This window comes from Pseudoduganella sp. HUAS MS19 (genome assembly GCF_053615455.1).
This window is the reverse complement of the sequence record NZ_CM132133.1, coordinates 4,143,435-4,165,883: the sequence shown is the minus strand read 5'-3', so window position 1 is coordinate 4,165,883 and position 22,449 is coordinate 4,143,435. Positions and strand designations below refer to the sequence as shown.

At 64.2% G+C, this 22,449-nt stretch carries 15 protein-coding genes; 6 read left to right on the top strand and 9 right to left on the bottom strand.

Annotation, left to right across the window (positions count from 1 at the left end; all coding sequences use genetic code 11):
- The 4 genes from ACWBU6_RS18765 to ACWBU6_RS18750 all read right to left on the bottom strand — a co-directional run bounded on the left by ACWBU6_RS18765 (position 1) and on the right by ACWBU6_RS18750 (position 6,316).
- Positions 1-879: a DUF692 domain-containing protein gene (locus tag ACWBU6_RS18765; protein ID WP_452644914.1), complete on the bottom strand. Its 879-nt coding sequence runs from the start codon at positions 877-879 to the stop codon at positions 1-3.
- Positions 863-1,117 carry a hypothetical protein gene (locus ACWBU6_RS18760; protein WP_452644913.1) on the bottom strand — a complete coding sequence of 85 codons (255 nt, stop codon included), beginning with the start codon at positions 1,115-1,117 and terminating at the stop codon, positions 863-865. The genes ACWBU6_RS18765 and ACWBU6_RS18760 overlap by 17 nt, the downstream gene beginning before the upstream one ends.
- Positions 1,118-1,266: 149 nt before the next feature.
- Complete coding sequence (locus ACWBU6_RS18755) at positions 1,267-3,912, bottom strand: ATP-binding protein (protein ID WP_452644912.1); 2,646 nt, start codon at positions 3,910-3,912, stop codon at positions 1,267-1,269.
- Between the two features lie 67 nt (positions 3,913-3,979).
- Positions 3,980-6,316 carry a TonB-dependent receptor gene (locus tag ACWBU6_RS18750; protein ID WP_452644911.1) on the bottom strand — a complete coding sequence of 779 codons (2,337 nt, stop codon included), beginning with the start codon at positions 6,314-6,316 and terminating at the stop codon, positions 3,980-3,982.
- 226 nt (positions 6,317-6,542) lie between these two features.
- Between ACWBU6_RS18750 and ACWBU6_RS18745 the strand changes: the two genes are divergently transcribed.
- From ACWBU6_RS18745 to ACWBU6_RS18735, 3 genes are read left to right on the top strand one after another with little or no spacing between them, the layout of a single operon-like run.
- Complete coding sequence (locus tag ACWBU6_RS18745) at positions 6,543-7,973, top strand: cytochrome ubiquinol oxidase subunit I (protein ID WP_452644910.1); 1,431 nt, start codon at positions 6,543-6,545, stop codon at positions 7,971-7,973.
- A gap of 2 nt (positions 7,974-7,975) precedes the next feature.
- Positions 7,976-8,983 (top strand): cytochrome d ubiquinol oxidase subunit II, encoded by a 1,008-nt coding sequence (cydB, locus tag ACWBU6_RS18740; RefSeq protein WP_452644909.1) that lies wholly within the window; start codon positions 7,976-7,978, stop codon positions 8,981-8,983.
- Positions 8,983-9,096, top strand: a complete 114-nt coding sequence (locus ACWBU6_RS18735; RefSeq protein ID WP_452644908.1) for a DUF2474 family protein — start codon at positions 8,983-8,985, stop codon at positions 9,094-9,096. The genes cydB and ACWBU6_RS18735 overlap by 1 nt, the downstream gene beginning before the upstream one ends.
- Positions 9,097-9,117: 21 nt before the next feature.
- Here the strand turns inward: ACWBU6_RS18735 and ACWBU6_RS18730 are convergent, their stop codons facing one another.
- The gene (locus ACWBU6_RS18730) at positions 9,118-9,978 is read right to left on the bottom strand and encodes a CheR family methyltransferase (RefSeq protein ID WP_452644907.1); all 861 of its coding nucleotides are present in this window, start codon (positions 9,976-9,978) and stop codon (positions 9,118-9,120) included.
- Entirely contained in the window at positions 9,978-14,873 is a 4,896-nt protein-coding gene (locus tag ACWBU6_RS18725) for a HAMP domain-containing protein (RefSeq protein ID WP_452644906.1), read from the bottom strand. Before ACWBU6_RS18725 ends, ACWBU6_RS18730 begins: the two co-directional genes overlap by 1 nt.
- Positions 14,874-15,271: 398 nt before the next feature.
- Here ACWBU6_RS18725 and ACWBU6_RS18720 point away from each other — a divergent pair, with 398 nt between their 5' ends.
- Positions 15,272-16,459: an IS4 family transposase gene (locus ACWBU6_RS18720; protein ID WP_452644905.1), complete on the top strand. Its 1,188-nt coding sequence runs from the start codon at positions 15,272-15,274 to the stop codon at positions 16,457-16,459.
- A 32-nt stretch (positions 16,460-16,491) separates the two neighbouring features.
- On the opposite strand, the gene ACWBU6_RS18715 is transcribed toward ACWBU6_RS18720, so the two are convergent.
- Positions 16,492-18,576 (bottom strand): prolyl oligopeptidase family serine peptidase, encoded by a 2,085-nt coding sequence (locus ACWBU6_RS18715; protein WP_452644904.1) that lies wholly within the window; start codon positions 18,574-18,576, stop codon positions 16,492-16,494.
- A gap of 63 nt (positions 18,577-18,639) precedes the next feature.
- On the opposite strand from ACWBU6_RS18715, the gene ACWBU6_RS18710 reads away from it, so the two are divergent.
- Positions 18,640-19,212, top strand: a complete 573-nt coding sequence (locus tag ACWBU6_RS18710; protein ID WP_452644903.1) for a hypothetical protein — start codon at positions 18,640-18,642, stop codon at positions 19,210-19,212.
- On the opposite strand, the gene ypfJ is transcribed toward ACWBU6_RS18710, so the two are convergent.
- Positions 19,213-20,091, bottom strand: coding sequence for a KPN_02809 family neutral zinc metallopeptidase (ypfJ, locus tag ACWBU6_RS18705; RefSeq protein ID WP_452644902.1), 879 nt, complete (start codon positions 20,089-20,091; stop codon positions 19,213-19,215).
- A 75-nt stretch (positions 20,092-20,166) separates the two neighbouring features.
- Between ypfJ and ACWBU6_RS18700 the strand changes: the two genes are divergently transcribed.
- Entirely contained in the window at positions 20,167-20,844 is a 678-nt protein-coding gene (locus ACWBU6_RS18700; protein WP_452644901.1) for a hypothetical protein, read from the top strand.
- Here ACWBU6_RS18700 and ACWBU6_RS18695 read toward each other — a convergent pair.
- Positions 20,831-22,420 (bottom strand): CehA/McbA family metallohydrolase, encoded by a 1,590-nt coding sequence (locus ACWBU6_RS18695; protein WP_452644900.1) that lies wholly within the window; start codon positions 22,418-22,420, stop codon positions 20,831-20,833. The two genes, ACWBU6_RS18700 and ACWBU6_RS18695, sit on opposite strands and share 14 nt — an antisense overlap.
- Positions 22,421-22,449: the final 29 nt, after the last annotated feature.

The window sequence follows — 22,449 nt, the reverse complement described above, 5'->3', positions numbered from 1 at the left end:
CTACCTCCATTCCCGTTGCCGCATTTGCTCCAGGGTGCCGGCGATGGCCGCATTGCCCAGGCCGGGTACGGCTTCCGGCATGAACTCGAACACGATCACTTCCGCTTCGGTTGCAACGTCGCGCAGCACTTGCTGCGCCAGGTCCATGGTGCAGGGGCGTGGCAGGCGCGAATGCACGTCCAGCATCAGGCCATTGTGCACGACCCCGCAGGCGACATGCAGCTCCTTCACGTGGCTGCCATCGAGCTCGGCGAGGAAGGCCTGGATATCAAGCGCATGGTTATGCGCATCGCATTCCAGGTTGTACACATCAAGGACCAGGCCGCAGCCGCTGTCGCGCGCCACGGCGTTCAGGAAGCCGGCGTCGCTGTAATCGCCCGGACAGTCGGGCACCACGTGCACGATATTCTCCAGCAGGAAAGGCAAGCCATAGCGCTGCTGTAGGCACCAGGCGCGCTGCGCGACCAGCTCCGCAGCCTGTTCGGTGCGCGGCATGGCCAGCATGATGCCGAGGTGTTCGCCGTCGACGCGGGTATAGCCAAGGTGCTCGCTGTGCCAGCGCACCCGCACCTGGTCCACCAGTTCATCGAGCAGGTACAGGTAAGACGGCGACCAGCCATCGTGCGAACCGATGGACAGGCTGACGCCATGCACCACGATGGTCTTTTCGCGGTCGATATTTTTCAGTTCGGCCAGGATGCCCTTGTCCAGCGAAACCCGGTCGCCATCGGCCAGCGCCATGGTTTCCGGCGTGACTTCGATGATGTCCACATGCGGCAGCATCATTTCGAGCAGCGCCGGGTCGCGTCCCTCATAGCTGACGCCAACGCCCGGGGCCGGGCGTGGGCCGGGACAAAGCAGTTCAGCCGCGCAGTTCATGTTCCAGCACCGCGCCTTCAATGTGAGGCACTTCGCGCAGCACGCGGCCTATGGCGGGGTCGCCGCGCAGGAAGGTCAGGTCAAAGCCCGTCAGGCCGCAGTTGCAGCCGCCTCGCGGCACCATCTGCGCAACGGCTATGTCGAGGGCCTTATGCAATTCTTCCAGGGTGACCCTGCCTTCGCTGACGACGATCTTGATATGGTTTCTCTTGGCATTTATCTGGCGCAGTTCTTCCATGACAATCTCCAGGCGGTCCGGTATTGAAGAGGGGCGGGCCCTGCGGACCAGGCTATGGGCCATGCCCCGTGCTTTCCATGGAAGTCACTTTAGGCGCCGGGGAGGCGCGGCGGATTGGTACTGGCACCCAAATTCCGGATGGCCAGCACCTAGTTTTTATGCAGCGAAGCGGGTGGCCGGCGCAGCAGGTCCAGGCGGGTGGTGGCGCCCAGTTTGCCGAGCAGGGTTGAAACATGGTGTTCGACAGTGCGTTCGGAGCGGCACAGGCGCTGGGCGATCTCAAGATTGCTGAGTCCATCGAGCAGCAGCTCCAGCACCTGGGCTTCGCGGCGGGTCAGGCCGCTCGGATGTTCGCGCGCCGCCGCGTAAGGGCCGCGCCGCGATTTCGGCAGTGTGGCCTGGGCGCCGCAAGCGCGGGCGCGTTGCCGGGCCAGGGCCGCTGCCGGCGCGGCGCCGATCTGCTCCAGCAGGGCAACTGCCTTGGGCATGGCTTGCGCCGCGGCGTCGCCGGGCAGGTCGAGCAGGGCCAGGGCCGCCTCAAACGGCAGGCCCAGGGCCAGCCAGGCGTCGCATGCGGCCTGGCCATTGCCGACCGCTTCCGCCGCGCGCGGCGGTGGGGCGGGAGCGCGCTCGCCGTCCCCCGCCGTTGCCACCGCCGCCCGCCGCCGCCAGGCGGCGACTTCGGCCAGGTCCCAGGCATTTACGCCGGACAGGTCGAACTGGCCGATCTCGTCCAGCCAGCGGCGGCAACTGTCCATGTCCTGCACCTGCCATGCCGCTTCCGTCAGCGCCAGCAGAACCGGCAGCAACCGTTGCGCCTCCCGCGTGGCGCGGGCCCATTGCAATGCCTCCTGCAGGCAGCGTTCGGCGTCCTGGCCACCCTGGCGCGACAGGGTGCGCCCCAGCACCGTCAACGCCGGCAAGCGCATTACCAGGCTCAGGTCGGGCAGGGCCAGCACTTGCCGCGCCAGCGCGGCAGCTTGCGCGAACTCGCCTTTGTCGAGGTGGAGCTGGGCCTGCCAGCCGGTCAGGTAATGCACCCAGGCGTCCAGCTCATGCTCGCGGTGGTAGCTGAAGCCTTCGGCCAGCAGCCGTTCGGCCAGGGCAAACTGCTTGAACACGACGGCGTACTCCACCCAGTTGCTGTAGATGCGCGCCGCGTGTTCGTGCAGGTGCTGCGCCAGGGCGCATTGCAAGCCGTCGGCCAGGTCCTGCTGACCGCTGTCGTCTCCCAGGAACAGCTTGGCGCTGCCGATATTGGTGAGCGCATGGACGCGCGTGTCGTGGTCATCCAGCGCGCTGGCCAGTTCCAGGGCCAGGTGGCCCCATTCGATGGCGGAGGCGGGATGGTCCTGCAGCAGCTGGTGCTGGGAGCGCATGCTGTATGCCATGGCCAGCTCTTTGCTGTTGGGCAGTTGCTCGAGCGTGCGGATCGCTTCCAGTCCATAGCGTTCGGCTTCCTTCGCTTCGCCGCGGTACCAATGGGTGCGCGCCAGCCAGCGCAGGTTCAGCCCGACCTTGTCCGGCCGCTCCACGCTGCGCCAGAGCGCGATGGCTTTCTGGCGCGCTTCGATCAGCCGATCGTCGATGCGCAGCAAACCCGCTTCGTAGGCCCAATCTTCGTATAGCTGGGCCGCTTCGCCGGTCCAGCCAACCGCATCGACGAACTGCAGGGCGCTTGCCAGGTGGGCCGCTGCCTGGCGGTGCGCGCCCAGCCGCGCCGCTTGGCGTGCCGCGCGCGGCGCCAGTTGCAGCACCATATGCGCATCCTGCGCCCCGGTTGCATGGTGCACCAGCCGCGCCAGCTCGATGCGGGCGTGCGGCGGCGCCTGTTCGGTCAGGGCGCTGCACAAGCGTTTGTGCAGGGCCCGGGTGGCGCCCGGGCGCAGCCCGCTCAACACGGCCTGGCGCGCCAGTTCGTGGCGGAACGACAACAGGCCGGGACTGGCGCGTTGCAGCAGGCCGCTATCGACGCTGCCGTCGATGGCATCGTGCCCGTCTTCGCCCAGCAGTGCCTCCAGCAACTGCTCCTCCAGTGCCACGGGGCTGACGCTGACCAGTTCCAGCACGGTGCGCACCCTGGGGTCCAGGCGCGAGGTGCGGGCCCAGACCGCGTCGCGCACGGAAGCCGGCAAATGGCTGGGATCCCGGCTGCAATCGGTCAGCAATTCGGAAAGGAAGAAGGGGTTGCCGCCGGTGACGCGATAGAGCTCGCAGGGATCGCAATCGGCGTCGCGCGCCAGGGTGGCCACGGCGTCGGGCGACAAGGGCGGCAAGTCGAGGCGCTGGGTGCTGGCAGGCGGCAAGTCGCCGGCCCAGCGCCAGAAGGCGTGGTCGGGCGGCAGCTCGTCATTGCGGGCGCTGGCCAGCAGCATGATGTGCTGGTCGGCGATGCGGCGCGCCAGGTACTTCAGCAAGTCCAGCGTGGCCTGGTCGGCCCAGTGCAAGTCTTCGCACATGACCAGCACCGGCCGCGGCTGGGCGGCCAGGTGGCCCAGCAGCATTGGCATCAGGATGTCGGGACTGGCGGCATTATCGATGGTGGCCACCACCTCCTGGCCCAGTGCGGGCGCGAAGTCGCGTAAGGGGCCGAGCACGCGCGGCGTGGACAAGTCTTCGCACGCGCCCTGCAGGACAAAGAACTTGCCCTTCAGGGGCGCAGCAAAAGCCTGCAGCAAGGATGACTTGCCGATGCCGGCTTCGCCCAGGACCAGCGCCATTCCGCCCGCACCTGAGCTAACGCGGCTGGCAAGCCGCTGCAAATCCTGCAATTGCCTTTCGCGCTCGAGCAGCATCTTGCTCTCCTCACTGCCATGATATTCCTGTCAGCGCAAAAGGATTCTCACCAATCGTAACGTGCGGTCAGAACTTGTACGACGCGGTCAGCTTGTAGCTGCGTGGATCGCCGTAATAGGTGGTCACGGTGTTGAAGAAACCGCCGAAGGCATAGCCGGCCACCTTGTAGCGCTTATCCGTCAGGTTGCGGCCGTGCAGGCCGATCTGCAGGCGGCGGTCGCCACTGGTCCAGACCAGCCCGGCGTCCCACAGCGTGAAGCCGCCTTGCGCCAGCATCAGGTTTTGCGGCACCAGCGCATCCATCGAGGCAATGCCGGTCAGCCGCACGATTTCAGCCTGGTACACCTTGTCCTTCCAGGACAGGCTGTTGTTCAAGCTCATATTGCCGGCGCGGCCGAACAGGCTGACCGGCCATTCATACGTCGCGCCCAGGTTGGCCGATTTTTTCGGCGTGTTCTGGAATTCTGCGCTGTGTGCCACATTGACCAGCGCCGCACCGCTGGCCACCATCCATTCCTTGTACTCGGCATCGATGTAGCTCAGCATGCCGTTCAGGGACAGCCCATCCGTTACGCGGGCAATGGCTTCCAGTTCCAGGCCGGTGATCTTGGCCTTGCCGGCATTGGTCAGCGTGCCGGCAAAGCCGTTCACCTGGCCTTGTGCGTTGAAAGTCGGGATCGAGCCGGGGATCTGGACGTTCTTGTAGTCGGTGTGGAACACGGCGGCATTGGTCTGCAGGCGGCCGCCATTGAGCGAGGATTTCAAGCCCAGCTCAAGGGAATCGACTTGCTCCGGGTTCACGCCCTTGCGCTTTTCCAGCGAGGCCGCTGTGTTCGGGCCGCCGGTCGCCGTCAGGTCCATGCGCGGGTCGAACATGCCGCCTTTGAAGCCGCTCTGGTAGCTGCCGTAGATGTTGTGTCCCGGCGACAGTTTCCAGCCAAAGCCCAGTTTCGGGGTGAACTTTTTGTCCTTGCGGTGCAGCTCGCCCTTGCCCAGGTCCGTGTTGGGCGCCAGGCCCACGGCGGCGGGATTGCCCAGGTTGGGCGAACCGGCCAGGCCGAGGTAGCTGCGCTTGAAGATGGCGGCTTCGCGCTCGTCCTCGGTCCAGCGCCCGCCCACGCTGACGTTGAAGGTGTCGGACACGCTGTAGCTGGCATCCGCATACAGGGCCCAGGTCTTGGAATCGATATCGTCGCGGGTCAATAGCGACAGGCCGCCGGCGGCGTTGTACAGCACATCGAACTCGTTGAAGGCATTGGTTTTCATGTAGAACAGGCCCGCCACGCCTTGCCAGCGGGCGCCGGTGTAGGTGAGCTGGAATTCCTGGCTGTCCTGCTCGTCGCTGTAAATGGCCGGTGCTTCCCACAATGGCGCGTTCAGCGAGTCGAAGTCGATCGGCGCATAGGACCGGGACGAGCGGTGCGCCGTGACCGACTTGAACATCGTTTCGGCATTCAGGTTGTAATCGATGGTCAGCGATGCGCCCTTGGTGCTCACTTGCTGTTCGTGGCCGTTCACCCGGTACAGGTTGGCGCGCGTATCGTAGGCGCCTTGCAGCGGCGCTTCATTGCCCGGCAGCGGGCCGTTCAGCAGGCGATAGCCTTGCTTCGGCTCGGAATTGTCTTTCGTATAGTCGGCGGCGAGGCGGATGAACAGGTCGCTGTTGGGCACCAGTTCCGCGCTGATGCGGGCCGCATTCACGTCCTTGTTGTAGTTCTCGCGGCCGTTCACCACGTTCTTGCCGAAGCCGTCGCGGTTGAAGGTGCCGACGGTGGCGCCGATGCGCAGGATATCGTTGAGCGGGGTGCTGCCCTTCAGCACCAGGTCGCGCTGGCTGTAGTTGCCGAGCGCGCCCTTGATTTCGAAGCTTGGCTGAGGGGAGAGCTTGCGTGTCACGTATTTGACCGCGCCGCCGATGGTGTTGCGGCCATACAGGGTGCCTTGCGGGCCGCGCAGCACTTCGATGCGTTCCAGGTCGTAGATATCGGTTAGCGCGCCTTGCGGGCGGGCCAGGTAGACGTCGTCCAGGTAGATGCCCACGCCTTGCTCGTAGCCTGCCACCGGATCCTGCTGGCCGATGCCGCGGATGAAGGCGGTCAGGGTGGTATTGGTGCCGCGCGAGGCCTTGAGCGTGGTGTTGGGCACGATGTCGGAGAGTGCGGTGATGTCGGGCAGCGCCTTCTTGTCGAGCTGGGCGCCGGACAGCGCGGTGACGGCGCCAGGCACGTCCTGGATCAGCTCTTCGCGCTTGCGGGCGGTGACGATCACCCGCTCCATCCCGCCTTCGGCTTGCTCAGCGCCGGCGCTTTGCGCCAGGGCGGGCTGGGCATACATGGCGGGAAGCGTCATCATCACGGCTGCCACCGAGCGTCGCAGCATGAAATTGTGTTTCGGCACGCGCATCAAAGTCTCCTCAGGTTTTGTTATGCGAGGAGTGTGCATGTTTTGCCAACTGTGCGAAACTGACAGGGTTGCACTCACGGTGTGCAATTTTGCACAGAATGGCCAGTAGTGAAAGCCTGGTCCCGGGCTAATCTGATATGGTCGTTCAAAGCGGAACTGCATCTGTTCTTTTGGGCTTTGCTACGTAGAATCAATCGTTGTTGCTCCACTTTTCCCGGAGAGTCGCATGTTTGGTTTCACAGCACTTGAACTGGCCCGCATCCAGTTTGGCTTCACCATATCGTTCCATATCGTCTTCCCCGCCATAACCATCGGCCTGGCCAGCTACCTGATGGTGCTGGAAGCGTGCTGGTTGAAGACCAAGCGCGAGCTCTATCGCGACCTGTATCATTTCTGGCTGAAGATCTTTGCCGTCAACTTCGGCATGGGCGTGGTGTCGGGCCTGGTCATGGCCTACCAGTTCGGCACCAACTGGAGCTACTTCTCCGCCTTCGCCGGCGGCATTACCGGCCCCTTGCTGGCCTACGAGGTGCTGACGGCCTTCTTCCTGGAAGCCGGCTTCCTGGGCGTGATGCTGTTTGGCTGGAACCGGGTGGGGCCGGCCCTGCATTTCCTGGCGACGGCCATGGTGGCCCTTGGCACGCTGATCTCGGCGACCTGGATCCTGGCCTCCAACAGCTGGATGCAGACGCCGCAGGGATATGAAATCATCGGCGGCCGCGTCGTGCCCGTCGATTGGCTGGCGGTCATCTTCAACCCGTCCTTCCCGTACCGGCTGGCCCACATGAGCGTGGCGGCTTTCCTCGCCACGGCCCTGATGGTGGGCGGTTCGGCCGCCTGGCTGCTGCTGCAAGGGAAGGACAATCCCGCCATTCGCAAGATGCTGTCGATGGCGATGTCGATGCTGGTGATCGTGGCCCCGGTCCAGGCCGTCATTGGCGACTTGCACGGCCTGAACACGCTCAAGCACCAGCCGGCCAAGATCGCGGCCATGGAAGGCCACTGGGAGAACAAGGGCAATGAAGGGGTGCCGCTGATCCTGTTCGGCATACCCGACATGGAGGCCGAGCAGACCCGCTACAAGGTCGAGATCCCGCGGCTTGGCAGCCTGATCCTGACCCATTCGCTCGACGGCACTTACCCGGGCCTGAAAGAGTTCGCGAAACAAGACCGGCCCAATTCCCTGGTCGTGTTCTGGTCTTTCCGCCTGATGGTGGGCCTGGGGCTGCTGATGATCATGCTCGGCCTGGCCAGCGTCTGGCTGCGCTGGCGCGGGCGGATGGAAAGCTGCCGTCCTTTCCTGCACTGCGCCAAGTGGATGGGGCCGGCCGGCATCGTGGCCATCCTGGCCGGCTGGTTCACGACCGAGATGGGGCGCCAGCCCTGGGTGGTCTACAAGGTGATGCGGACTGCCGACGCAGTCTCCCCGCACGGCGCCGCCGAGCTGGGCGTAACGCTGGCGCTGTTCGTGGTGGTCTATTTCGCCGTATTCGGCACCGGCATCGCCTACCTGCTGCGGCTGATCCGCAAAGGCCCGGTCATGCGCGAAGGAGAGCGGGCGGAAATGGGCGGGCCGGGGCAGGAGCGCACGCCGGCACGCCCGCTGTCGGCCGCGCGGAAATCGGACCGCGACGACGCCGGCAGGAACAAGGAGTGAACATGGGCATCGAATTGTCTGTCATCTGGGCCGTCATCATCCTGTTTGGCGTGATGATGTACATCGTCATGGACGGCTTCGACCTCGGCATCGGCATCCTCTACCCGTTCTTCAGGCAGAAGGACGAACGCGACGTGCTGATGAACACAGTCGCCCCGGTATGGGACGGCAACGAAACCTGGCTGGTGCTGGGCGGCGCCGGGCTGCTGGCTGCTTTCCCGCTGGCTTATGCGCTGATCCTGAGCGCCCTGTACCTGCCGCTGATCTTCATGCTGGTCGGGCTGGTTTTCCGCGGCGTGGCCTTCGAGTTCCGCTTCAAGGCGCTGGACCATGAACGGCATTTCTGGGACAAGGCCTTCATCGGCGGTTCGGTTGCCGCCACCTTTTTCCAGGGCGCGGCGCTGGGCGCCTATGTGCAGGGATTCAGCGTGACCGGTACCACTTTCAGCGGCGGCCCGATGGACTGGCTGTCGCCGTTTGCGCTGTTCACGGGCGCCGGTCTGCTGGTGGCCTATGCCTTGCTGGGCAGCACCTGGCTGATCATGAAGACCGAAGGCGAACTGCAGGCACGCGCCCGCCGGCTTACGCGCCCGCTGGTTTGGGCCCTGTTGGCGACCATCGCCATCATCAGCATCTGGACCCCGCTGGTCGACGAGCGGATCGCGGCGCGCTGGTTCAGCTATCCGAACCTGCTCTGGTTTGCGCCGGTGCCGGTGCTGGTGCTGGCCAGCGGCCTGCTGCTGTTGCGGGCACTGGCGCGGCAGCAGCAGAACAGTCCCTTTGTCTACACGCTGGCGCTGGTCTTCCTGGGCTACAGCGGCCTGGGGATCAGCATCTGGCCGAATGTGGTACCGCCCGATATTTCGATCTGGCAGGCGGCGGCGGCGCCGCAAAGCCAGGGCTTTGCCCTGGTGGGGGCGCTGCTCATCATCCCGGTCATCCTGATGTACACCATCTGGTCGTACTATGTCTTCCGCGGCAAGGTGCGCGTTGGCGAGGGTTATCACTGATGTGGAAACGCCTAGGCTGGATGGTCTTGATCTGGGCCGCAAGCGTGGCCGCCCTCGGCCTGGCGGCGGCGCTCATGAAGCTGGCCATGAATGCGGCCGGACTCACGTCCTGAGCGCCGCGCATCCGGCCGGCTTCAAGCGACGCGCTTATACCAGGGCTGCCCCGGCGCCAGCAGCTGGTAGTACCCGGCCAGGGGCTCGGCCGGCTCGAGCTCGCGATCGAGGCCGAGGCTGCCGAAGGGGACCAGGCTGTCGTGGAACAGCTGCAGCACGCGCTGGCGCAGCAAAGGGCCGAAGTCGGGCAGGGCGCGCTGGCAGGCGATCAGGTTGAATTCATTGAACGAGGCGTCCGTGACCAGGTTGTACTGCGCCCAGGTGATGTGGCTGCGCAGTGACGGCACCAGGATCGCGCGGCCGCCGTGCACGTTGAAGTAGTCCGCCAGCCGCCCCTTGCCGCCGGCCAGCGCGTACCTCTCCTGCGCCTGTCCAAGGTCCGCCTCCGGCAGCCAGGCCGATGCCGCTTCGTCCAGCATCTCGTCGCAGGCGACCGTGGCATGGATTTCAGTGTGCGACAGGAGTCCCATTTCCGCCAGGATGATGGCCAGCGTCCATGCTTGCCCGGCGCCGGCGCAATCGGCCAGCCAGATACGGGGCAGGGCGGCACCGCGCAGGGAATGTGCGGCCGCTTCGCGCAGCATGAGCGTCTCGGCGGCATCGTCGAACAGGGCGGCAGGAGGCACGTGCAGGGCGCGCAGCAAGTCGCCAGCCGTGGCGGGATCGTGCAGGACATGGTCCTGCAACTGCGAGAGCGTGGCCAGGCCGTGCTGCTGCATCAGGCCGAACAGCTTGCGTTTCAACGGCGGCCGGTCATGCAGGCGGAAGTCGAAGCCGAAGCGGCGCACCACTGCCTCGAGCAGCAACTCCAGCTCGAGTTCCTCCAGTTCTGGCGCCGTGCTGCGGCGCAGGTCTTCGTTGGCGCCCATCAGTGCAGCCACTAATGGAGCCAGACGCGCATCAGCGACAGGAGCTGCGCCACGTCCACCGGTTTGGTGATGTAGTCCGAAGCGCCGGCAGCAATGCATTTGTCGCGGTCACCCTTCATCGCCTTCGCCGTCAGCGTGATGATCGGCAGCGAACGGAATTTCGGGATGCGGCGGATGGCGCGCATGGTGTCGTAGCCGTCCATCTCCGGCATCATGATGTCCATCAGGACGATTTCGATGGTCGGGTCGCGTTCCAGCACTTCGATGCCGTCGCGCCCGTTCTCGGCGAAGGACACCAGCATCTGCTGGCGCTCCAGCAGCGAGGACAGGGCGAAGATGTTGCGCAAGTCATCGTCGACGATCAGCACCTTGCGGCCCGCCAGGCCGGCGTCGGCCGCATGCACTTCTTCCAGCATGCGGCGCTGGGCTTCCGGCAGGCTGGCCTGCGAGCGGTGCAGGAACAGGGCGGTTTCATCGAGCAGGCGCTCCGGCGAGCGGGCGTCCTTGATGACGATGGTCTTGGCGTAGCGTTTCAGCTTCGCCACTTCCTTGCGGTTCAACTCCTTGGCGGTGTTGATCACGATCGGCAGGTCGCGCAGGCGCTGATCCTTGCCGATCATGTCCAGCAGTTCGAAGCCGCTGATGTCGGGCAGCGTCAGGTCGAGCACCATGCAATCGAAGTGCGAGGCATGCAGCGCCGCCAGCGCTTCCTGGCCGGTGCCAACGGCCGTGATGTCGACGTCGGTATCGCCAATCAGCTTGACGATGGCGTCGCGCTGGTTTTCCTCGTCGTCCACCACCAGCAGGTTGCGCTTGCCGCCGATCAGGAAGCGCTGGATGCGCATGAACTCTTCGTTCAGGTCTTCCTTGCTGACCGGCTTGTTCAGGTAGGAGATGGCGCCCGAACGCAGCGCGCGTTCGCGTTCGCGCAGGCTGGACATCACGTGCACCGGGATGTGGCGCGTGCTGGGGTCGCGTTTCAGGCGTTCCAGCACGGTGAAACCATCGATATCGGGCAAATCCAGGTCGAGCAGGATCGCCGACGGCAGGTAATCGCGCGCCAGGCTCAGGGCCCAGTCGCCCTGGTGGGTCACAATGCCCTTGAAGTTCTTCTCGCGGGCGAAGTCCAGCACCACCTTGGCGAAGCGTTCATCGTCTTCCACGATCAGCACCGAGGGATCGCCTGGCGCCGTCAGGCCGCGGTCGTCGATGGTCGAGCCGTAAATCTGCTCTTCCGGCTCAACTTCCTGCGTCTGCAGTGGCTGCGCATAGACCACGGCAGGTGTTGCGATGATCGGCGTGCCGGCCGAGGCCGGCGCCGGCAGGCGGGGCATGGCCGGCTGGCGCGCGGTTTCGTAATACACGAAGCCGGAACGGTTATACGGCAGGAAAAGGGTAAAGGTCGAACCCGCGCCCACGGTCGATTCGACGCGGATTTCGCCGCCCAGCAGGCGGGCCAGCTCGCGCGAGATCGACAGGCCCAGCCCGGTGCCGCCGTATTTGCGCGCGGTGGAGCCGTCGGCCTGCTGGAATGCTTCGAAGATCAGCTGCAGCTTGTCGGCAGCAATACCGACGCCGGTGTCGCTGACCGAGAAGGCCAGCACGGCATCGGCATTGCCCAGGTTCGGGTGGTCGGGGCTCCAGCCGCTTTGCACCAGCGCGATACCCAGCGATACCTGGCCGTGGTTGGTGAACTTGAACGCGTTCGACAGCAGGTTTTTCAGCACCTGTTGCAGGCGCGTGGTGTCGGTCATCAGGGATGCGGGCAGGTTGTCGCCCAGTTCCACCGTGAAGCCCAGGTGCTTGGCCTCGGCCATGTGGCGGAAAGTGCGCTCCACATAGCTGCGCAGGTTGGCGAAACGGTACTCCGACACGTCCAGCGTAACGGTGCCGGATTCGATCTTGGACAAGTCCAGGATGTCGTTAATCAGGGTCAGCAGGTCGGAACCGGAGCCGTGGATGGTCTTGGCGAATTCCACCTGCTTGCCCGACAGGTTGCCTTCCGGATTGTCGCCCAGTTGCTGCGCCAGGATCAGCAGCGAATTCAAAGGCGTGCGCAGCTCGTGCGACATATTGGCCAGGAACTCGGACTTGTACTTGGAAGACAGCGCCAGCTGGGTTGCCTTCTCCTCCAGCGCCAGTTTCGCCTGCTCCACCTCGCGGTTCTTGCGCTCCACCTCGATGTTCTGCTCCGACAGCAGGCGCGCTTTCTCTGCCAGTTCCTGGTTGGTCTGCTGCAGTTCCTGCGCCAGCGACTGCGACTGGGTCAGCAGCGATTCGGTACGGCTGTTCGCCTCGATGGTGTTGAGCACCACGCCGATCGATTCCATCAGCTGGTCGAGGAAGGACAGGTGGGTTTCCGTGAAGCGGTCGAGCGAGGCGATCTCGATCACCGCCTTCACCTGCTGCTCGAACAGGATGGGCAGCACCACGATATTGGTCGGCGGCGCCGCACCCAGGCCCGAACTGACGACGATATAGTCGCGCGGCACGTCGGTCAGCCAGATGCGCATCTTCTCCAGCGCGCACTGGCCCACCAGGCCTTCGCCCGGCAGGAAGGATGTAGGCAGCTTGCGCGAGGAGCGGTAGCCGTAGCTGGCGATCATGCGCAGGCGGGCATCGGCCAACTGCGAGTCCATCATATAGAACACGCCGTGGTGGGCCGACACCAGCGGCGCCAGCTCGGACAGGATCAGCTTCGTCACCGCCTGCAAGTCGCGCTGGCCCTGCAGCAGCCGGGTGAAGCGCGCCAGGTTGGTTTTCAGCCAGTCCTGCTGCGCGTTTTTCTGCGTGGTCTCCTTCAGGTTGCGGATCATCTCGTTGATATTGTCCTTCAGGTAGGAGACCTCGCCGCGCGCCTCCACCTGGATCGAACGGGACAGGTCGCCGCGCGTCACGGCGGTTGCCACCTCCGCAATGGCGCGCACCTGGTTGGTCAGGTTTGCCGCCAGCTGGTTCACGTTCTCGGTCAGGTCTTTCCAGGTGCCTGCCACGCCGGACACGTTGGCCTGGCCGCCCAGCTTACCCTCGGTTCCCACCTCGCGCGCCACGCGGGTCACTTCCGAGGCAAAGGAAGACAACTGGTCCACCATCACGTTGATGGTGTCTTTCAGCTCCAGGATCTCGCCCTTCACGTCCACTGTGATCTTCTTCGACAGGTCGCCGCGCGCCACCGCGGTGGTCACCGCCGCGATATTGCGCACTTGGCCGGTCAGGTTGGACGCCATGAAGTTCACGTTGTCGGTCAAGTCCTTCCAGGTGCCGCCGACGCCGGGCACATAAGCCTGGCCGCCCAGTTTGCCCTCGGTACCCACCTCACGCGCCACCCGGGTCACTTCCGATGCGAAGGAGGACAACTGGTCCACCATCACGTTGATGGTGTTTTTCAGTTCCAGGATCTCGCCCTTCACGTCCACTGTAATCTTCTTGGACAAGTCGCCATTCGCCACCGCCGTGGTCACCTCGGCGATGTTGCGCACCTGGCCGGTCAGGTTGGACGCCATGAAGTTCACGTTGTCGGTCAAGTCCTTCCAGGTGCCGCCCACGCCGGACACGTTGGCCTGGCCGCCCAGCTTGCCCTCGGTCCCCACCTCGCGCGCCACGCGGGTCACTTCCGAAGCGAAGGAGTTCAGCTGGTCCACCATCACGTTGATGGTGTTTTTCAGCTCCAGGATCTCGCCTTTCACGTCCACCGTGATTTTCTTGGACAAGTCGCCGTTTGCCACGGCGGTGGTCACCTCCGCGATATTACGCACCTGCGAAGTCAGGTTGCCCGCCATCGAGTTCACGGAGTCGGTCAGATCCTTCCAGGTGCCCGCCACGCCTTTCACCTGCGCCTGGCCGCCCAGCTTGCCCTCGGTACCCACCTCACGCGCCACGCGGGTCACTTCCGATGCGAAGGAGGAAAGCTGGTCCACCATGACGTTGATGGTGTTTTTCAGCTCCAGGATTTCGCCCTTCACGTCCACCGTAATCTTCTTGGACAAGTCACCGTTTGCCACCGCGGTCGTTACCGCCGCGATATTACGCACCTGGCCGGTCAGGTTGGACGCCATGAAGTTCACGTTGTCGGTCAAGTCCTTCCAGGTGCCGCCCACGCCCGGCACATACGCCTGGCCGCCCAGCTTGCCCTCGGTACCCACCTCGCGCGCCACGCGGGTCACTTCGGAAGCGAAGGAGCGAAGCTGGTCCACCATCACGTTGATGGTGTCTTTCAGCTGCAGGATCTCGCCGCGCACGTCCACCGTGATTTTCTTGGACAAGTCGCCGTTTGCCACGGCGGTGGTCACCTCCGCGATATTGCGCACCTGGGAAGTCAGGTTGCCCGCCATCGAGTTCACGGAGTCGGTCAAATCCTTCCAGGTGCCGGCCACGCCTTTCACCTGCGCCTGGCCGCCCAGCTTGCCCTCGGTACCGACTTCGCGCGCCACGCGGGTCACCTCGGAAGAGAAGGACGTCAACTGCTCCACCATGGTGTTTGCAGTCATTGCCGCGCGCAAGTACTGGCCCTTCAGCGGATGGCCGTCGACTTCCAGCGCCATGGTCTGCGACAGGTCGCCTTTCGCCACGGCGCCGATCACGCGCGCCATCTCCGTGGTCGGGCGCACCAGGTCATCGATCAGGGTATTGACGGCGCTGATGATGGTCGCCCAGCCGCCCGAGACATGGACAGTCGCACGCTGCGTCAAGCGGCCTTCGCGGCCCACAACGCGGCTAACCTCGGTCACCGACTTCACCATGCGCTCATTGGTCTCGATGATGTCGTTGAGGGTATCGGCGATCTTGCCTGACACGCCGGTCCAATCGGACGGCAAGCGTGCCGAGAAATCGCCTTTTTTGAGGGCCATCAAGGTGGACAGGATCAGTTTCAGGTCCAACTCTTCCGGCAGTTCGGTCATGTCGTTCATTCGACGGTACCTCAGGTATGAAGGTGGAATGCGAGGGGAAGGCTTAATGTCACTCCGCCCGGGACGGCAGTCAAGTACCAAGGTGAGCAAATGCTTCGCTTTGTCAACTGTGCAACACGCTGGGAAACATTTTCCTAAGCATAACGACGTGCCATCTTCGAACGCGCACGATTGGGCGAGGCAAGATGAAAGTCAGGGTCAGCTCCGGCAATCGGACAAAAAACGCCAGAATGTGCGCCTTTTGTCCGATTGCCGGAGCTGACCCTGACCCTTCCCCTCATATTTTTGTTGTAAACGTTGAAGGAAGCTGTTAACTTTCAATCCCAAAAACGGCGCATGCATGGCTGTGTCACCCCTTTCATTCGTAGCGTCCAAACTGCGAGGGAAAGGAATAAGCCATGCATGCACATGCAATCATACAGGGGTTATTGGATCAGGAATGTCCGAACATGCATGCCAAGCGGCGGACATGCTTGGCCAAGGTGGCGACAGCGGCGTTGCATGGTGGCCTAAGTCTGGTGCGCATGGGGAAGAAGCTGGCTTCGGCGACGCAGTTGCGCCATCGCATCAAATGCTGTGATCGGCTGTTGAGTAATCCCCATCTGGCGCAGGAAAAGCATGCCGTGTACCGTGCGCTGGCTCGCCGTGTGATCCGCCAGCCTGGTGTGCAGATTGCTGTGGACTGGTCGGCGGTACGAGACGATAGCAGCATTCAGTTGCTTCGGGCAGCAGCCATCGTCAAAGGGCGTGCGTTCACCCTCTATGAGGAAACCCACCCCTGCGCCAAGCTTGGCTCACCGATTGTGCATCAACACTTTCTACAATCGTTGCGCAGCATACTTCCACCGGGCAGCCGGGCCATCATCATCACCGATGCTGGCTTTCGCGCCAGTTGGTTCAAGCTGCTAAACCAGCTCGGATTTGCCTGGGTGGGGAGGATCCGCAATCGCGACATGGTGCGCTGGCACGACAGTCCTTGCTGGGTTGGCTGCAAGACGCTCTATGCGCAGGCCAGCGCCCATGCGCGCGACCTGGGCCAATACTTTTACACACGCGCTAATCCTGTCCTGTGCCGGCTTGTGCTGCTGAAACGCCACCCAAAGGGGCGGCGCCGATTGACCAAGATAGGCAAGCCGGCACGCAGCTGCCACAGCAAGAAGAATAGTCGGGGACAACGCGAGCCATGGTTGCTCGCCGTTTCACCCAAGCTCGCCTCACTCAATGCCGAGCAAATCGCCAACATTTACGCTGGCCGCATGCAGATCGAACAAACCTTCCGCGACCTCAAGAACGCGCAGTGGGGAATGGGATTACGCCTTAGTCAGACCCACACATTGCGGCGCTTGGCTATTTTGCTCTTGCTGGGGACATTGCTCACCTACGCACTCTGGCTTATCGGACTCGCCGCTCGCAAAACAGGTTTCAGTGTCGCTTACGGCAGTCGCGCGAAGGCTGCCAGCACTCTGTCAATCCTGTCATTGGCGATGCATTGGATTAATGAGGCCCAACCGCCTTCGATCCATCTGACAGATATCAAACACGCACTTATCGAACTGATATCGATGGTGCGTGTCTGCAAAATATGAGGGGAAGGGTCAGGAGCTGACCCCGACTTTCTTTACTTAAGCTGCTTGAGGAGGAAGGCGTAGGTCAATGCCCACATCTGGGCTTGCTGGTCGTTGTTGGCGGCGCCGGCGTGGCCGCCTTCGGTGTTTTCCCAGTACAGCACGTCGTGGCCCTGGTCTTTCATTTTGGCTACCATCTTGCGCGCGTGGCCAGGGTGGACGCGGTCGTCGCGGGTGGAGGTGGTGAACAGCACGCGCGGGTAGTGCTTGTCCTTGAAGACGTTGTGGTACGGCGAGTAGCGGCTGATGTAGCCCCATTGTGCCGGGTCGTCGGGATCGCCATATTCGCCCATCCAGGAGGCGCCGGCCAGCAACTTGCTGTAGCGCTGCATGTCCAGCAGCGGCACTTGGCACACGACGGCGTTGAACAGGTCGGGGCGCTGGGTCAGGGCGGCGCCGACCAGCAGACCGCCATTGCTGCCGCCCATGATGCCGAGGTGGCGCGGGCTGGTGATCCTGCGCTTGATCAGGTCTTGCGCGACAGCGATGAAATCGTCGAAGGCGCGCTGGCGGTTTTCCTTCAGCGCGGCCTGGTGCCAGCGCGGGCCGAATTCGCCGCCGCCGCGGATGTTGGCCAGCACATAGGCGCCGCCTTGCTTGAGCCATGCTTCGCCCGTGGTGCCGCTGTAGAAGGGCTTCATCGATACTTCGAAACCGCCGTAGCCGTACATGACGGTCGGGGTTTTGCCGTTCAGCCTGGCCTTCCTGTTCATCAGGACGAAGTAGGGCACCTTGGTGCCGTCCTTCGATATGGCCATGTGCTGCTGCACGGTGAAGGGCCTGGCGTCGAAGAAGGCGGGCAGGGATTTCAGCGCGCTGCGTTCATTGCTGCCGGCATGGGCCAGGTACATCGTGGTCGGGGTCAGGAAATCCGTCACCGTCAGGAAGTACTGGTCGGATTCGATCGGGTCCAGCGCCTGCACGGCCAGCGTGCCGAAGGCCGGTGCGTCGACCTCGCGCCGTTGCCATTGGCCGTCCACGTGGCGCAGTTCGAGCAGGCGGTTCTTCACGTTGTCGAGTACGTTGAGCAGCAGTGCCGAGCGGGTGGCGGAAACGCCGTCGAGCGAGCTGGCCGGCGTTGGCGTGAACAGTTCTTCGAGCCGGCGTTCGCCGGCCATAAAGCGCTTGAAGTCGGTCGCCAGCAGCGCGCCCTGCTTATATGTCCTGCCATTGACAGTCCAGTCCGAGCGCAGGTCGATGATCAGCTGGTCGCGCACGGTATAGGCGTTGGCGTCGTCCGGTTTGTCGATCCTGACCAGCTTGTCGCCTTCGCGCACGAACAGCTCGCTGGCATAAAAGCCGATCTGGCGGTTAATGAATTGGTGGCTGTGGCCGGGCGTGAAATCCTTGTAGGCGCCGACGCCGAGGTCTTCGGCCCTGGTTTCGTACAAGGTGCTGGCTGCCGCGAGCGGGGTGCCGCGCTTCCATTCCTTGACGATGCGCGGGTAGCCGGAAGTGGTCATGCTGCCTGCGCCGAAATCGGTCGAGACGAAGATGGTGTCGGCGTCGATCCAGCCGATATCGCTTTTCGCTTCAGGCAGGTTGAAGCCGTCGGTGACGAAGCGGCGCCTGGCGACGTCGAATTCGCGCACCACATGCGCGTCGCCGCCGCCGCGCGATAGCTGGACCAGGCATTGCTCGCCTTTCGGGTACAGGCAGCTTACGCCGTGCCACACCCAGTTCTCGTTTTCGTCGGCAGCCAGCTTGTCGATGTCGAGCACTGTTTCCCACTGCGGCTCGGCTTTCTGGTATTGCTCCAAGGTGGTGCGGCGCCAGATGCCGCGCGTGTGCACGGCGTCGCGCCAGAAATTGTAGTAAAAGTCGCCGTGCCGGGTGACGTAGGGGATGCGTTCCCTGGCATTGAGGATGGTCTTCAGGCGCTCATGGATGCCGGGATATGCCGGCTGCGCCTGCAATTCCTTGAGGGCGACGCCGTTTTGCTCCCTGACCCAGGCCAGGGCCCGGTCGCCGCCGACGTCTTCCAGCCAGAGATGGGGATCGGGCTGTTGCGCCTGCGCGCCGCCCGCCGCCGCCAGGCCAAGCACCATGCCAGACGCCATTTTTCGATACGAACGCATTGCCGCTCCTGTTCTTCAGAATCCGATTACTCTACACTAATCGTTTTCCCGTTGGAGACCGAATTGAAGAAGTCCATCACGGCAGCCATCCTGGGCGCGTCCGCCATCATTGCTCAGGCTGCGGCGCCTGCTGTCAAGGTCACCCAGGAAGACGGTTTCGTCGACCTTGAGTTCCCGGTGCAGAAGGTTGAACAATTAAAGGACGGTACGCGCAGCGTGGTGGTGCAAGGCAGCCTGGGGGGGAAGCCTGCAGGCTTTGCCGTCGAGTTCCATCCGGCGTGGAAACGCAGGCAACTCGAAGGCAGTGAGGATGCGATCTATTGGGGAACCGGGCGTTTCGTGAGCACTGGCGGCGATACCGACCGGTTCGTTGAAGCGTTGGCGCGCCTGTACGGCGTGCCTGGCGGTCTCCGCCAGGCGAAAGCCAGTGTGGATGCCGAAGTGGTGGGGCTGAACACCGATCCGGCGGCGATGGCCTCCGCCCCAACGCGGATGAAGTTCTTTTTCCAGGGCGATGGTTCGGAGGCGCAGTACAGCGAGGTCTTCATCCATACGGACCTGAAGCGGGGCATCCTGTATTTCAATGAGAAAGACCTTGACTACCGGGCGCCCCTGCTCAAGAACCTGGCGAAATAATCAGAGCTGGCGGGCTTGGAAAGTATTGCACTGGGCGATTTCGCCCGACTCAATGCCGCGGGTGAACCAGCGCACGCGCTGGGCCGAGCTGCCGTGGGTGAAGGAGTCCGGCATCACTTCGCCGCCGGCCTGCTTTTGCAGTGCGTCGTCGCCAATGGCAGTGGCGGCGTTCAGGGCCGCTTCCACGTCGCCTTTTTCGATGATGCTGCGGGCGCGATTGGCATGGTGGGCCCAGACGCCGGCGAAGCAGTCCGCCTGCAGTTCCAGCCGCACCGACAGGGCATTGGCTTGGCGTTCGGAGGCGTTGCGCTGGGCGTTATGCACCTTGTCGCTCAGCCCCATCAGGTTTTGCACGTGATGCCCGACTTCGTGCGCGACCACGTAGGCTTGCGCGAATTCGCCCGGTGCGCGGAAGCGCTGCTCCAGCAGGCGGAAGAAGTCGAGGTCGATGTAGATGTCCTGGTCGCCCGGGCAATAGAACGGGCCGGTGGCGGAGCGCCCGGTGCCGCAGGCGGTCTGGATCGCGCCGCTGAACACCTTCATCTTGGGCATCTGGTAGGTGCCGCCGTTGCGGCGGAACAGGTCCGTCCACACGTCTTCGGTATCGGCTAGCACGACCTTCATCAGTTTGTATTCGCGGTCGTTGGCCTCGGTGCGCGGAACCTGTTGCTGCTGGCTGACCTGAACCGGGCCGCCGCCGCCGCTCAGCAAGCCAAGAATGGTCATGGGATTAACGCCGAAGATCCAGCCGCCAACCAGCGCGATCACGATGGTGCCGATCCCGATCGACCTGCCGCCGAACCCGAATCCGCCGCCGCCACCGCCTTCGCCGCGGTGATCTTCGACGTTTTCACTTTCCCGGTTACCTTCCCAGCGCATTTTTTTAACTCCTTGTTTGTTTTCGCTAAGTGTAACGCATTGGTGTGCGCTGCAGGCGCACGTAGAATGCTGGCCATGAAGATTGAACGCAAAACTATTGCCCTGGCGCTGGGCGCCGTGACAGTCCTGGCAGCGGCCGCCGCCGCGTGGTACTGCCAGCGCTTGCAGGAGCGCGGCAGCGTGCCGTGCGCGCAGCAGCAGCCGGCCCAGCTGAGCCCGTATTGCCTGGCGCAGGCGCAGGCGGCGGCGGGGCGCGGCGACCGCTCTGCCATGGCGGCGCTGGTGGCGTATTTCGACCGGCGCCAGCCGGCCGAAGCCATCCGCTGGACACGGGCGGCCGCGAAACTGGGCGAGCCGAAGGCGGTCAGCCGGGTGCTGTCCTCGTGCGGCCCGGCGGGACCGTTCACCCTCGAGGAGGCGCAAGCGCTGTTGCCGGCGGCGCCGGCCATGGAAGCGCTGAATTTCCGCCTCGGCGGTTCGTGCGCGCCGGCGGATGTGGCTGCGGCACGTGCCGTCGCTCCGGACGAGCTGCTGGCGGCGCCGGATGGTGCCGGACTTTGCAGGGTGGCGCTGCGTTACGGCTTGCTGCGTTTGTCGCGCGATGGGGCGCAACTCGATTCGCAGGCGGCGCAGCAGCTGCTGGCCGAATGCGAGCGCCGCCAGCAGGTGCCGGCTCTGGTCCGCAAGGAGGCGGAAACGGTGCGGCAAATGCTGGCGCGCGAGATCAAGCCGGTCCGCATCAGCGTTGATTGACCCAGACCGGGGCCGACCATAGTTGCTTGCCGTCGTCCTGCGTGAGGCGCGCGTAATAGAAGTGCGCTCCGGGCCGCGGCGTGAAGCGGTGCTGCATGCCGCTGACGCCGGCCATGGGCTTGACTTCGCCGCGGCGGCCCGGCACGCCTTCCATCATGTCCAGCGCTGCGATGCCGCGCCCCGCGGTGCTGGTGTAGTGCACCTGCAGCGTGAGCGGGCCGCTGTTATCCAGCTGGGCGCCCATCATGGTGCCGTTGGCCGTCAGCGCAATGGCGGCCTGCTTGTCCATCGTCGCGAACGCGCGGCGGGCGCGGATGGCTTCCAGCAGGGCCTCGGCGGTCGGCGGGGTGCCCGCGGGCAGCAGGATGCCGGTGCGGTTGCTGTAGGAGGCGCCCCAGTTGGCGCAGTGGTTATCCTGGTTGCTGCTGAATGCGAGACGGAAGCCGGCTTCCAGCAGTTTGCCGCACGCTTCCTCGTAGAAGCTGTGGCGCGGCTCGCTTTCGTCAAGGCGATTCGAGAAGGCGTTGCTGTTCATGACTTCGCACAGGGCCATGGCGGCGCCGCCGTCTTCGCTGTAGGCCAGCGGTTTGCCCTGGAGCGGGAACTGCCGGCTGCCGGGGTGGTTGAATTGTCCCAGCCAGCCCTGTTCCCGCATCAGGGTATACAAGGCGGCGTAATCGTTTTTTGGTGTGACCACGTCGGCAAACGGTTCACCCGTACTGCTGCGTTCCCAGCCGAGCAGTGCCGGACTGTTGAGGATGTTGAGGTGGCCGCCGCCGCTGATGACGCCCCATTCCATGCCGTACATGGCGGCAAAGCCGGGGTGCCGGGCGCTGTACTGCTCGGCGCTGGCGATGCCCAGGCGGTACAGCTGGCGGGCGGCCGCCGGGTCGGCGTTGGGATCGCTGCCTTCGCTGCCGTCGTACATGTGGTTGTGTTCCGAGGTAAGCAGGAAGTCCAGGCCGTGTTGCCGGGCGAACTGGTAGGCCTCCGTGGGGCCGAAGGCGCCGCTGCCTGGCGCCTGCCCGCCGCGGCAATGGGCTGGATCGCCGCCACCGTCGCTATGGCTGGTCTGGCTGTGCAGGTTGCCGTACACGATCTGGAAGGGCAGGCCGGCCAAGTGCGCCGGCCGGGCCATGGCGCTGGCATCGCGCGGCGCGGCTGCCGCCTGCAGTGGCTGCGGCTGGCCAATGGCAATCGGGCGGCGTTGCCGGATATCGCCAGCTTGCAGGCGCAACTCGTAAATTCCGGCTGGCAGGGTGGTGGGGGGGCGCCATTGCACCACGGCCTGGCCGCTGCCGCTGCGCAAGACGTGGCGTCCGCGCCACTGGCGCAGCAGTTTGCCGTCCGGCCGGACCAGCACCAGCGTCCAGGCCACCTTGTGCGCTGCCCTTGCACCGGGAAGTGTAAAGTGCAGTATGAAAGTCCTGTTTGGCCCCGCCGAGGGCGGCTGGAATGCGGCCTCCAGCATGGCATCGAATTCGCTGTGCTCCAGTACTGGCGCGGGGGGCGGACGCTGCCGGCTGGCGGGCGCGGCCCCGGCAGGCAGGGCCAGGCACAGCGCCATGAGATGCATGCAGGCTAGGAAATTCCGGCAAACCCGGG

Excerpts from the sequence above, each read along its gene's own strand:
- ypfJ (WP_452644902.1), bottom strand. The coding sequence starts at position 20,091 with ATGCGCTGGGAAGGTAACCGGGAAAGTGAAAACGTCGAAGATCACCGC.
- ACWBU6_RS18745 (WP_452644910.1), top strand. The coding sequence starts at position 6,543 with ATGTTTGGTTTCACAGCACTTGAACTGGCCCGCATCCAGTTTGGCTTC.
- ACWBU6_RS18720 (WP_452644905.1), top strand. The coding sequence starts at position 15,272 with ATGCATGCACATGCAATCATACAGGGGTTATTGGATCAGGAATGTCCG.
- cydB (WP_452644909.1), top strand. The coding sequence starts at position 7,976 with ATGGGCATCGAATTGTCTGTCATCTGGGCCGTCATCATCCTGTTTGGC.
- ACWBU6_RS18695 (WP_452644900.1), bottom strand. The coding sequence starts at position 22,420 with ATGCATCTCATGGCGCTGTGCCTGGCCCTGCCTGCCGGGGCCGCGCCC.
- ACWBU6_RS18760 (WP_452644913.1), bottom strand. The coding sequence starts at position 1,117 with ATGGAAGAACTGCGCCAGATAAATGCCAAGAGAAACCATATCAAGATC.
- ACWBU6_RS18735 (WP_452644908.1), top strand. The coding sequence starts at position 8,983 with ATGTGGAAACGCCTAGGCTGGATGGTCTTGATCTGGGCCGCAAGCGTG.
- ACWBU6_RS18725 (WP_452644906.1), bottom strand. The coding sequence starts at position 14,873 with ATGAACGACATGACCGAACTGCCGGAAGAGTTGGACCTGAAACTGATC.
- ACWBU6_RS18755 (WP_452644912.1), bottom strand. The coding sequence starts at position 3,912 with ATGCTGCTCGAGCGCGAAAGGCAATTGCAGGATTTGCAGCGGCTTGCC.
- ACWBU6_RS18700 (WP_452644901.1), top strand. The coding sequence starts at position 20,167 with ATGAAGATTGAACGCAAAACTATTGCCCTGGCGCTGGGCGCCGTGACA.
- ACWBU6_RS18715 (WP_452644904.1), bottom strand. The coding sequence starts at position 18,576 with ATGCGTTCGTATCGAAAAATGGCGTCTGGCATGGTGCTTGGCCTGGCG.
- ACWBU6_RS18765 (WP_452644914.1), bottom strand. The coding sequence starts at position 879 with ATGAACTGCGCGGCTGAACTGCTTTGTCCCGGCCCACGCCCGGCCCCG.
- ACWBU6_RS18750 (WP_452644911.1), bottom strand. The coding sequence starts at position 6,316 with ATGCGCGTGCCGAAACACAATTTCATGCTGCGACGCTCGGTGGCAGCC.